The organism is Methylococcus geothermalis (assembly GCF_012769535.1).
Taxonomy (GTDB): Bacteria; Pseudomonadota; Gammaproteobacteria; order Methylococcales; family Methylococcaceae; genus Methylococcus; species Methylococcus geothermalis.
The window spans coordinates 1,147,753-1,159,401 of sequence record NZ_CP046565.1; the positions used below are offsets into that span (position 1 = coordinate 1,147,753).

Genomic DNA, 11,649 nt, shown 5'->3' on the forward strand with positions numbered 1-11,649 from the left:
TTCATCTTGAGCGAAGCCTCGGATCGTCGGTTCCAGCGCCGCTCAGCCGCACTCTTTCGGAATTCACCGCCTGCATGAAAACCCGGACTTCCTCCGTCGTTCACGCGCTCGTCAGCACCCGTCTTCCCAACCGCTTCGGCGATTTCGTCATCCACTGCTACGGCGGCGCCCAGGACGACAAGCAGCATCTGGCATTGGTGAAAGGTGAGGTCAGGGGGAGGGAGAATGTGCTGGCCCGCGTCCATTCCGAGTGCCTGACCGGCGACGTGTTCGGTTCCCGCCGCTGTGACTGCGGCGAACAGCTCGATCTGGCGCTGAGCGCAATCGGTGAGGCGGATTGCGGCGTGCTGCTGTATCTGCGCCAGGAAGGGCGCGGCATCGGCCTGGTGCAAAAGCTGCGGGCCTATAACCTCCAGGACGAGGGGCTGGATACGGTGGAGGCCAATCTGCGCCTGGGCCATCAGGCCGATGAGCGCGACTATTACGTGGCCGCGCGCATCCTGGAAGACCTGGGCGTGAAGAGCGTTCGGCTGATGACCAACAATCCCAAAAAGCTGGACGAACTGCGCCGCTACGGTATACCCATCGGCGCTCGGGTGCCGATCGAGGCGCCCAGTCATCCGGAGAACGTCCGTTACCTCCGGGCCAAGGTCGAGAAAATGTCGCATATGCTCTCGTTCGAGCGGAAGCGGCCCCGTTTTCCGTTCCTCGCTGCCCTGTTCGAACGCCTGGCTGAAGGCCCGCTTTCGCCCGGCCGGCCGTTCGTGACGCTGAGTCACGCCCAGAGCCTGGGCGGAGGGGACGCGCAGGTTTCCGGGCCGGAGGCGTGCGAGCTGTCCGCTGCCCTGCGGGCCGCTCATGATGCGGTATTGAAACCGGCCGGGCCGGCGCTGCGGCTCGCTTGGCACGATGGTTCGAAAGCGCCGGTGAGGCTCGCCCTGGCCGGCACGCCGGCAACCGCCGGTGATGTCGTTGCGGTACCCGCGGACGCCCGAGGCGACATCGACCTTGCGGCAGCGTTGGCGGCGATCCTCGGTCTCGGGGTGCGTTCCCTCCTGGTCGACGGCGATGCAGGCTTGATCGGCCGTTTCCTCGAGGGTGCGCTGGCGGACTACTGCGTGATCACCGTCGTGCCCCAGTTTCGGGGCCAAACCGGGACCGGCGGTTCCGGGCTGGAATCCGCCAGGATCGCCGACTGCGGCTGTCAGCCGCTGGGTCGGGATCTGGTCGTGTACGGCCCGTTGCGCATCGATGGCTCAGAAGCGCCGGCAATAACGCCCGCCGGTTGACTCTGGCCGGTCATAGGGCGCCAAGGCCTGGACTTTCAACAGCCGCAGGGCGGTCCGGTCGCCATACCAGGCGCCGGAAGCGGGGTCCTGCCATTCGATGCGGTATGAGGTTGCTGAGGGGAGCTTTCGGCGTTTCCAGCCGCAGCCCCACAGCACCAGGAAGGTCTTGGCCTTGTGCAGGCGGCTTGCGATGGGCGTGGTCATCGGCATGTCCTCCGGTCATCGGTGAGGTCGAAGCCGTTCCGTAGCGCGGGGTCCTTGCCCTGTATCCAGCATATCCCGTGCCGTCCCAGCCAAGCCTTGAAAATCATGGCCTAGGCGCCATCGAGGCCGTCGCTCGTGAAGTCATCGCACCCGAATAGTGCGGCGATTTGTCGGAAATCCGACAAGGGCACGGGCGGATCAGGCGGTTTCCTTGAGGCCGTATTTGCGGATGCGATAGCGCAACGTCTCGCGGGTGGCGCCCAGGGCCCGGGCCGCGGCGGTGACGTTGCCGCCATAGCGATCGAGCGTGGTGCGGATGATGTAGCAGTCCATGTCGTCCAGCGCCATGCTGCCGTCCAGGGGCAGCACGATGCACTCGGTTCCGGCCGGGACCGCGGGATGGGCCGGCGGAATGTTGAGCTGGCCGGGCAATTGCAGCCATTGCGTGGGGAATACCGGGCCGTCGGCGAACAGCACGCAGCGCTCGATGACGTTGCGGAGTTCACGGACATTGCCGGGCCAGTCATAGGCCTTGAGCAGGCTCCAGGCGTCGTCGGGAATGACCTTCACCTGCTTTCCGGCTTTGGCGTTGAATTCCGCGATCAGCAATGGCACCAGTTCTTCCAGGTCCTGCTTGACCTGGCGCAGCGGCGGCAGTTGCAGCCGGAAAACGCTCAGCCGGTGAAAAAGGTCGCCGCGGAAGCTGCTGTTGCGCACCATATCTTCCAGGTCGCGGTTGCTGGCAGCCAGGATCTGGACATCGACGCTGATTTCCTTTTCCGAGCCCAGCCGGCGGATCTTGCGGTCTTCGATGGCCTTGAGCAGCTTGGCCTGCAGGTCGAGGTGCATTTCCCCGATCTCGTCCAGGAACAGGGTGCCGCCGTCGGCCTGTTCGATGAGTCCGCGATGGCGGCCGATGGCCCCGGTGAAGGCGCCGGCCTCGTGTCCGAACAGCTCGGATTCGAGCAGATCGTGGGGGAGCGCGGCGCAGTTGAGTTCGATCAACGGGTGCTGGGCGCGCTTGCCCGAATAATGCAGGATGCGCGCGACCAGTCCCTTGCCGGTGCCGCTCTCGCCGCCGATGATCAGCGCGCTGAAAGGCACCCGGGTGAGGCGCTCGAGCATGTCGCGCACTCGCTGCGCGGCTTCGCTGCGGCCGACATAGGCCTCGGGCGAATATCGGCGGTGCCGTTCCTGCGCCTGTTCGAGCAGGCGGCGCTGCGCCTGGGCGGAACGCGTGGCGCTGGCGACCACCAGGTCGAGGCGCTCGAGTTCGCAGGGTTTCTCCAGGAAGTCGTAAGCGCCCAGGCGCAGGGCGCGGACCGAATCCGGCACGCTGCCGTAGCCGGTCAGCAGCAGCCATTCCGAAGTGTTGCCTTGGCCGCGCATTTCCTCCATCAGGTCCAGCGCGTTGCCGTCCGGCAGACTGCGGTCGGAGAGCACCAGCAGGGGGTCGACCGCCTTCTTGGTGAACAGGTTGCGCGCCTCGGCCAAGGTCTTGGCCCAATCGACGTCCCAGCCGGCCCGTTCGTAATGCCGGACCAGTTCCGAGCCGAGCAGTTTCTCGTCTTCGATGATCAGCAAGCTATAGGCCATAAGTGGGTATTTCTCCGGCAGAAGCGGTGTGGCGCGGGATGATGAGCGTGCAGCAGGCGCCGCCCTGGCTGCGGTTGGCCAGATGCATCTGGCCGTTCACCTCGCGGATGAAGCGCTGCACCATGGCGAGGCCGAGGCCGGTTCCGCCCGGCCGGCCGGTTCCGAACGGCCGGACACCGTGTTTCAAAATTTCGTCCGAAAACCCGGGACCATTGTCGCAGACTTGGATGATCAATTGCTCGCCCTCGGTATGGACCTCGACGTCGATCTCGCCGGGCGCCGGGCCGATGGCTGCCGCGGCATTCAGGATCAGATTGAGCAGGGCTTGCCGCAAGCTGCCGTCCGGCAAGTGGCAGGTCAGCCCCTCGGGCACCTCGTAGTTCAGCGCGATATGGGAGGGAATCTGATAGCGCGTCAACGCAGTGAGGTCGCGAACTAGCGCGGCGAGGTTGAAGTCCCGGGCAGGCGCCGGCGTGTGCTGGCCCTGCGCGAGCAAGTCGTTGAGCAGCCTGGCCATCCGCTTGAGTTCGTCGATGATGAGATCAAGCCGCTCGGCCTGTTCCGGGTTGCTGACCTCATGCCGGAGGTTGGTGCAGCTCATTTGGATGCCCGCCAGCGGATTGCGCAATTCATGCGCGATGCCGGCGGCGAGTTCGCCCAGCGCAGCGAAGCGCTCGGCTCGCGCGAGGCTGTATTGCTGCTCGAGCAGGGCCTGGGTGGCCGAACGCACGTCCGCTTCCAAGGCCTCCGCATAACGCCGCTTGGTTTCCTGCAGTTCGGCGAGCTGGCCCACCATTTCGTTGTAGCTGGTGAAAACCGGCAGCAGCACCGGGTCCAGGTTGTGGGTGGCGATCGGCGAGAAATCCTCGATGGCGATGCGCGACAGCAGTTCCCGCAGATTCCGCAAGGGCTTCAGGATGCGGCGGGTGAGGAACAGCATGGTCACCAGCAGGATGGCGGCGAGCGTGAGGCTGGCCAGAGTGATCTCGCTGCGGGTATTGGTGCTGATGTCTTCCAGCAACTCTTCCCGGCGGGCGGTTTCCGCGTCCAGCATTTCGCTCATCACATGGAGCGCCAGCAGCAGGCGCGTTCGCCGCGGGCGCGCGCCCATCTGGCCGAGGAGAGGATCGGCGAGATAGCCTTCCACGATTTGGAGCTTGCGCGGCGTATCGGGATCGAAATGCTGGTCGGATTGGCGGAGCTGGTTGAGGTCGCGGGCCAGGGCATCGAAGCGTCCGGGCTGGATTGCTTTTTCATTGTCCTGCAACGAATCGGTCAGGGCCTTTTGAAGGTCCAGGCCGGTCTGCATGATGCGGTGGGCGTAATTGACGTGGGCGCGGATGGTCTCGAACCGGTCCAGGTTGCGCCAGATCATGCCCACCAGCACGGCAAGGATCAGCACGAGCAGGCCGAGCAGGGCCCAGCCGCGAAGCTGGGCCGCACGGTAGACCAGAGGTTTCACGACGGACATGCGGAATAGGCGGGGAAGCGGGCATTATAGCCCAGACCCCGTGCCGTTCCAGGGCCCGCGCCTGCGCTGGCCTCAGCCGGCTTGCCTGCCCAATTTGACTTTGCCGGAGTCCTTCGCCGGCGATTTGCGTTTTCTTGCGGCCAGGGGATGGCTCGAATACGGTACGTGGGATTCGAGGCCCCGTATTTCGCAATGGCCGCCTCGCTGCACGTAGTCATGCCGGAAATGGTCGATGAATTCCATCACGGTGTGGTCGATGAAATCGGCATTCGACAGGTCGAAGATCACGGTCTTGCCGACGGGAAAATCCGCGACTTCGCTTTTCAGGGCGATGAAATTGGAGAAGATCGCAGAGCCGTCGACGTGGATCACAAAGGTGTCGGGCGGAACCTCTTCTATCCGATAGGAAATCTTGAGCAGGTGTTTCGGATCAACGCCCCGCAGCATGTGGATCGCCAGCTTGGCGAGAATGCCGATGGCAACGCCGATCAACAGATCCGTGGCGAGCACGCCGAGAATGGTGATCACGAACAGCGTCAACTGTTCCCAGCCGATATCCATGGTCTTGGCGAATTCCCTGGGCGAGGCCAGCCGGAAACCGGTATACACCAGCAGCGCTGCCAGCGAAGCCAGCGGAATCTCGTGAATGACGTGCGGGAACAGCGCGACGAACAGCAGCAGGAAGGCGCCGTGGAAAAAGTTGGCCCAGCCGGTCTTCGCTCCGTTGGTGATGTTGGCCGAGCTGCGCACGATTTCCGCGATCATCGGCAGTCCTCCGATCAAGCCGCAGATCAGGTTGCCGGCGCCGACGGCGGTGAGATCGCGGTTCAGGTTGGAGCAGCGCTTGTAAGGGTCGAGTTTGTCCACCGCCACCGCGCTGAGCAGCGTTTCCAGGCTGCCGACCAGGCAGATGCTGATCGCGGCGCCCCAGAAGTCCGCCGTCCAGACCTTGGAAAAATCAGGGAGATAGAAACCCGCGGTGAAGTCCTCCGGAATGGTCACCAGGAACTTGGGGCCGACGGTGTATTCGTGGTGCGGCAGAATCGGGTTGTCCGGATGGAACATATAAATATGTTCATGATCCAGATCGAAATATTTGCCGAGCGCCATGCCGGCGAGCACGACCAGCAGCGGTGCCGGCACCATCTTGAGATAGCGGCTTCGCATCAGCGACCAGGCGATGAGGATCAAAAGGCCCACGGCGCCGATCAGCGCGATTTCCGGGTTGGGGTCGAGCAGGCTGTGGGGAATCTCGGCAATCGTCGCGAGCAGGTCGTCGCTGGCGGCCTCCGGTTTGACGCCCACCATGATGTGGAACTGCTTGGCCATGATGATGATGCCGATCGCAGCGAGCATGCCGTGGACCACGGAAGCCGGGAAATAGGCGTTGAGGCGTCCCGCCTTGAGTAATCCCATCGCGATCTGCAGTGCCGAGGCCACCACGATGGCAGCCAGCGTGCAGCGATAACCCTGCATCGCGTCGCCCTGGCCCAATGTCTGGGTAGCGGCAAGAATGACCACGATGAGTCCGGCGGCAGGGCCGTTGATGGTCATGTAGGAGCCGTTGATCCGGGAAACCAGGAGGCCTCCGACCACGGCCGAAATGATCCCGGCCATGGGCGGGAAGCCCGAGGCCATGGCGACTCCAAGGCAAAGGGGCAGGGCGATCAGGAAGATTAGAAAGCCCGAGACCAAGTCGCTTTTCCAGTGTGCTCGCAGGCCGGCCATGCCGTCCGGCGGGATACTCTCGGCAATCGTCGCTGTGTTCATGGCGGTCTCGCATTGGGTGATGGATGTCGTTGATTCAGACAAGCGAGAACCGTGCCATTGACGGTGGATCGACAAACGGCCTACTGGCGGCGCCTTGGCGAGGGGGCAGCCGATGATGGTGGTTGACTCCACCCACAAGCGGGGGTTATCCACCATCGGCCTCCGACCGCTCCTGCGGTTTTTCGCGTAAACTTTGGCTGAACGTTAGAGAGGCCCGACCGGAAAATGTTTCCCGAAATCGCACTCCTGGAGGCATTGCTCAAAGACGTCGCGCAGAGGGAGTTGCTCCCTCGTTTCGCCCGCTCCCAGCGGTCGGTCAAGCCCGACGGCAGCATCGTGACCGAGGCCGACCTGGCCGCTCAAGAGCGGCTGGTCGCAGAACTCCGCAAGCTGACGCCAAGTTTCGAGGTGCTCGGCGAGGAAATGAGCGGGGAGGAGCAACGTGGACTCCTGATGCGCGCCGGGCCCGGCCTGTGGTGCCTGGATCCATTGGATGGGACCAGCAATTTCGCGGCCGGCATTCCTTTCTTTTCGATTTCGCTGGCCCTGATCCGGGAGGAGCGTTCGGTGCTGGGGTTGGTCTACGATCCGGTGCGCGACGAGCTTTTTCATGCCAAGGCCGGCGGCGGCGCATGGTTGAACGGCGAGCGTCTGATGCCGCGGCGTGTCGGTCTGCCCTTGCGGCGCTGCATCGCCGTGGTCGATTTCAAGCGTCTCGATCGCGCCTTAAGACGCCGGCTGGCGGACGAGCCACCGTTCAGCTCGCAACGCAACTTCGGTTCGACGGCCCTGGAGTGGTGCTGGCTGGCCGCGGGCCGTTACCATCTTTATTTGCACGGCGGCCAGAAGCTGTGGGACTACGCCGCTGGAATGCTGATCCTGGGCGAAGCCGGCGGCCGGGCAACGCGCCTCGCCCATGAGTCGTCGACCGCGGGGGACATGGGCATGCGTTCCGCCGTGGCCGCGCTCGATCCCGATTTGTTTGCCCAGTGGGTATCGTGGCTGGGCGCGGCGCCGTTGGAGGGATAGTCTAGCCAGGTCATTCGGCGTTTTGGGAAAACGTGGGCACACATGTAAAATGCGTGCCCACGATGCGGGACAGGGCGCGGCCGTTCCCGACATGCCAAGGTTTCACTCAAGCGAACGACTTTTAGGATTGCTCAGATGACTTTTGTTGTGACTGAAAACTGCATCAAATGCAAATACACCGATTGCGTTGATGTCTGTCCGGTGGATTGTTTTCACGAGGGCCCCAATTTTCTCGTCATCGACCCCGATGAATGTATCGATTGCACGCTGTGTGAACCCGAATGCCCCGCTCATGCGATCTATTCGGAGGACGAACTGCCCGAAGGGCAGGAGCAGTTCATCCAGTTGAACGCCGAGCTTTCCAAGATCTGGCCCAGCATTTCCGAAGTGAAGGATGCCCTCCCCGACGCCGACGAGTGGAATGGCAAGCCGGACAAGCTGCAGTATCTTGAGCGCTGACCGTCCCGGCCAAGCACCGGCTTCGCTGTACCGGCGCGCGTCTTCGCTTCCTCGGCGCGACGCGCGTGCCGGCTCGATTCCCGGAGTAGCGACGTGAAGCTGCAGCAGCTTCGCTACGTCTGGGAAGTCTCCCAGCACGATCTCAACGTTTCCTCCACCGCGGATGCCCTGTTCACCTCCCAGCCCGGCATCAGCAAGCAGATCAAGCTGCTGGAGGAGGAACTCGGCATTTCCATATTCTCCCGCAATGGCAAGCATCTGACCGAGATCACGCCGGCCGGAAAACACGTGGTCGAACTGGCAGGGCAGATTCTGAGCAAGGTCCAGGACATCCGCAGCGTTGCCCAGGAGTTCCGCGACAACCGCGTCGGCTCGCTCTCCATCGCGACCACCCATACCCAGGCCCGCTATGCCCTGCCGCCGGTGGTGCGCGAGTTCATGCTGCGTTATCCCGGCATCAAGCTCAACATGCATCAGGGCACGCCGCTCCAGATTGCCGAGGAAGCCTCGCGCGGTTTGGTGGATATTGCCATCGCCACCGAGGCGATCGAGCTGTTCGGCAACCTGGTGATGCTGCCCTGCTACAAGTGGAACCGGATCGCCCTGGTGCCGAAGGGCCATCCCTTGGCCGAGAGGCCCAGCCTCACCCTGCAGGATATCGGCGAACATCCGTTGATCACCTACGTCTTCGGTTTCACCGGCCGTTCGCAACTGGATCAGGCTTTCAACACGGCGGGCATCAAGCCGCGGCTCGCCTTGACCGCGGTCGACGCCGACGTCATCAAGACTTATGTGCGGCTGGGGCTGGGAGTGGGCATCATCGCCAAGATGGCCTACAACCCGGAGACGGACGCGGACCTCGTGGCGCTGGATGCCTCCCACCTGTTCGAATACAGTGTGACCAATATCGGGCTGAGGCGCGACGTCTTCGTTCGCGGTTTCCTCTACGATTTCATTGCACTGTTCGCACCGCACCTGACCCGCGAGGTGGTGGATCGGGCGCTGGCTTCGCGCGAACCCAAGGAGCTCGAAACCCTGTTTGCCGGCCTGACTTTGCCGGTCCGGTAGCTGCGGCCGCTCAGTCCTTGGAGGAGTCGCCGATGTGCAGGCCGCATTCCTTCTTGAGCGCATCCTCCCACCACCAGCGGCCCTCGCGTTCGTGCTGGCCGGGGCGGATCGGGCGGGTGCAGGGTTCGCAGCCGATGCTGACATACCCTTTGAGGTGCAAGGCATTGAACGGGATGTCGCAGGCGGCGATGTAATCCCACACCTGGATCGAAGTCCAGCCGGCCAGCGGATTGAACTTCACAAGGGGATGGTCTTCGCTCGCAAAGGCCGGATCGGCTTCCACTTCCGGTACCGCCTGCCGGGTCGGATTCTGATCCCGGCGCTGGCCGGTGATCCAGGCATCGAGCGTCGCCAGCTTGCGGCGCAGCGGCCCGACCTTGCGGATTCCGCAGCATTCCTGGTGGCCGTCCCGGTAGAAGCTGAACAGCCCCTTTTCCCGCACCATGGTTTCCAGTTCCGCCGCATCCGGAGACAAGACTTCGAGCCTGATCGGAAAGCGCTCGCGCACTTCTTCGAGGAAGCGATAGGTTTCGGCGTGCAGGCGGCCGGTGTCCAGCGTGAATACCTCGATGCCGGGACGGAGGCGCGAGGCCATGTCCACCAGTACAACGTCTTCCGCCCCGCTGAAGGAGACGGCGATCCGTTCGAAGCGCTTCAATGCCGCTTCCAGCACGGTGCGCGGCGAACGGTCGGCCAGTTCGGTCCGGAGTGTTTCGATGTCGGCGTGTGTCATGGGGGCAGAGTCTATGACGTGCTTTCAGGTTTGGGCGAAGTAGCGCTGCAGGAACTCGGCGAAGGCGAGAGAATCGCTTGCCTCGATCGCTTCCTGTTCCGCCAGGGATTCTTCGGCCATGCGCCGCATGCTGGCTTCCGTTTCGGGCGCGAGGGGATGGCTGCGCATGGCTTCGGCGTGCTGCACCGAGAGCCGCTGGGCGAATTCGGCGAACGATTCGCGGTTGCTGCGCATTTCCCGCAGCATGCGGGCCGAAGGAAGGTGCTGTTCGGGATCGGCGATAGCCACATATTGGTGCTCAAGGGCGAGGGAATAGGGGCGGTCATTCGAATCGCCGTCCAGCGCAGCGGCGATCGGCTCCATGGATTCGCACAGCTCCTTAGCCCAGGCTCGAAGGTCCACCGCGCCATCGCCCCTCATCAGTGCCATGCCCGGCGTGCGGCCGCAACAGGCGGTGGCCAGCATGTTGTTGGCCGCGGTTTTCTTCTCCTCGGTGCTCATCGGCGGGCTGTCGGCGAGCAAGGATAGCAGCATGAAGGTCTCCAGGAACCTCAATTGTTCGGGGCTGATTCCGGCCGGGTGATAGCAGTTCAGGTCCACCGAGCGCAGTTCGAGATAGCTGATGCCGCGTTTCTTCAGGGCCAGGGTGGGCATTTCGCCGGAGCGCGTGATCTGCTTCGGGCGCACGGTGCTGTAGTATTCGTTTTCGATCTGCAGGATGTTGGCGTTGAGCTGGCGGTATTCGCCGTCCACTTCGATGCCGATGGCCTGGTAGGGCGCATAGGGCGTGGAGATGGCGTGGCTCAGATCGCGGACGTAATCATCGAGCCGGTTGAAGGAAATGTCGAGGCTGGCCTGATTGTCATTGCGGTAGCCGATGTCGCTCATGCGCAGCGAGGTGGCGTAGGGACGGTGCCAAGTGGTCGGGTCGAATTCGGCGAAACTCGAAGCCAGCGGCGTCTCCCTCCCTGTAAGGAAGGACTTGGACATGGCGGGCGATGTGCCGTACAGGTACAGGATCAGCCAGCCGAAGCGCTGGATGTTGCGCACCATCCCGAAATAGCGGTCTGCAACGAACTGCGGGAGCGGCCGGCGGTCGCCGGCCAGTGCCTGCAGCACCGGCCATAAATCCTCGTTCACCGAATAATTGAAATGGACGCCGGCGATGGCTTGCATGGCCCGGCCATAGCGGTAGCCCAGGCCGCGGCGGTAGACGTGCTTCATCTTGCCGATGTTGGAACTGCCATAGACCGCGATCGGGATGCTCTCGTCGCCCTCGATCCGGCAGGGCATCGAGGTCGCCAGCAGCAGTTCGCCGTCGATATTGGCATGAACGAAGCGATGGATGTCTTCCAGCGCCGCCAAGGTGTCGGCGCTATCCTCGAAAGGCGGGGTGATCAGCTCGATCAGCGCTTCGGAATAGTCGGTGGTGATGGCGGGATGGGTCAGCGCCGATCCCAGGGCCTTCGGATGCGGGGTTTGCGCAATTTCACCGGAGGTCGTGATGCGAAGGCTCTCCTTTTCCAGTCCCTTCAATCCTTTTCGCAGCAGATGCGCCTGCCCGGCGCGGGCGAGCTGCTCGAGCCGCGAGTCGATGAGTTTTCTCAAGCGCGGAAATCCTGAAAGTTTGTTGCCGTGAGCGCAGGCGGCGGTTTACCAGCTGAACAGGACCCATTGCGGGATGTCCATACTGCGGGCCATGTCGGTCGTCCGGACGTCCATGTTGCCGTCGCCATCCTTGTCCATCATGACGTAGGGCGGGCCGATCTTGGGTTTGACCTTGATCATGTAGAGCCTGCCGTTGATGCGGTATTCCTCGTAGAGGTCTTCGCCCTTGCGCATGATGGTCACGTCCGGCGCCAGCTCCTCCCCGCTCTGGACCGGCCCCGGGATGTCCGGCGGATCGGGCACGGGCTGGAGGTTGCCATCCTCCGGCGAATCAATGCCCCAGGCAAGCGGCGTGAGCAGCAGGAGCAACATGGGAAGTCGTCGGGTCGGGAATGGCATGGACGCTATGAGGTCTGAAGTCT

11 protein-coding genes are annotated in these 11,649 nt (G+C 63.3%); 4 read left to right on the forward strand and 7 right to left on the reverse strand.

Features of this window, described 5'->3' with window-relative positions; translation table 11 throughout:
* Positions 1-74: 74 nt before the first annotated feature.
* Positions 75-1,289, forward strand: coding sequence for a GTP cyclohydrolase II (gene ribA / locus GNH96_RS16235; protein ID WP_169602760.1), 1,215 nt, complete (start codon positions 75-77; stop codon positions 1,287-1,289).
* Here the strand turns inward: ribA and GNH96_RS05570 are convergent.
* From GNH96_RS05570 to GNH96_RS05585, 4 genes are all read right to left on the reverse strand, one after another.
* The gene (locus tag GNH96_RS05570) at positions 1,257-1,493 is read right to left on the reverse strand and encodes a hypothetical protein (protein WP_169602761.1); all 237 of its coding nucleotides are present in this window, start codon (positions 1,491-1,493) and stop codon (positions 1,257-1,259) included. The two genes, ribA and GNH96_RS05570, sit on opposite strands and share 33 nt — an antisense overlap.
* 198 nt (positions 1,494-1,691) lie before the next feature.
* Entirely contained in the window at positions 1,692-3,089 is a 1,398-nt protein-coding gene (locus GNH96_RS05575; protein ID WP_169602762.1) for a sigma-54-dependent transcriptional regulator, read from the reverse strand.
* Entirely contained in the window at positions 3,079-4,560 is a 1,482-nt protein-coding gene (locus tag GNH96_RS05580; protein WP_169602763.1) for a sensor histidine kinase, read from the reverse strand. The genes GNH96_RS05575 and GNH96_RS05580 overlap by 11 nt, the downstream gene beginning before the upstream one ends.
* Before the next feature lie 72 nt (positions 4,561-4,632).
* Entirely contained in the window at positions 4,633-6,330 is a 1,698-nt protein-coding gene (locus GNH96_RS05585; RefSeq protein WP_169602764.1) for a SulP family inorganic anion transporter, read from the reverse strand.
* Between the two features lie 225 nt (positions 6,331-6,555).
* Here GNH96_RS05585 and GNH96_RS05590 point away from each other — a divergent pair, with 225 nt between their 5' ends.
* From GNH96_RS05590 to cysB, 3 genes are all read left to right on the forward strand, one after another.
* Entirely contained in the window at positions 6,556-7,359 is an 804-nt protein-coding gene (locus GNH96_RS05590; protein WP_169602765.1) for an inositol monophosphatase family protein, read from the forward strand.
* Positions 7,360-7,494: 135 nt separating this feature from the next.
* On the forward strand, positions 7,495-7,818 hold the full coding sequence (fdxA, locus tag GNH96_RS05595) for a ferredoxin FdxA (protein ID WP_169602766.1): 324 nt from the start codon (positions 7,495-7,497) through the stop codon (positions 7,816-7,818).
* 93 nt (positions 7,819-7,911) lie between these two features.
* Complete coding sequence (gene cysB, locus GNH96_RS05600; RefSeq protein WP_169602767.1) at positions 7,912-8,886, forward strand: HTH-type transcriptional regulator CysB; 975 nt, start codon at positions 7,912-7,914, stop codon at positions 8,884-8,886.
* Between the two features lie 10 nt (positions 8,887-8,896).
* On the opposite strand, the gene GNH96_RS05605 is transcribed toward cysB, so the two are convergent.
* The 3 genes from GNH96_RS05605 to GNH96_RS05615 are packed head-to-tail and all read right to left on the reverse strand — an operon-like array spanning position 8,897 to position 11,599.
* Positions 8,897-9,619, reverse strand: coding sequence for a phosphoadenylyl-sulfate reductase (locus GNH96_RS05605; RefSeq protein WP_169602768.1), 723 nt, complete (start codon positions 9,617-9,619; stop codon positions 8,897-8,899).
* A gap of 24 nt (positions 9,620-9,643) precedes the next feature.
* The gene (gene gshA / locus GNH96_RS05610) at positions 9,644-11,227 is read right to left on the reverse strand and encodes a glutamate--cysteine ligase (protein ID WP_169602769.1); all 1,584 of its coding nucleotides are present in this window, start codon (positions 11,225-11,227) and stop codon (positions 9,644-9,646) included.
* A gap of 45 nt (positions 11,228-11,272) precedes the next feature.
* Positions 11,273-11,599 carry a DUF2782 domain-containing protein gene (locus GNH96_RS05615; RefSeq protein ID WP_228720031.1) on the reverse strand — a complete coding sequence of 109 codons (327 nt, stop codon included), beginning with the start codon at positions 11,597-11,599 and terminating at the stop codon, positions 11,273-11,275.
* Positions 11,600-11,649 lie beyond the last annotated feature (50 nt).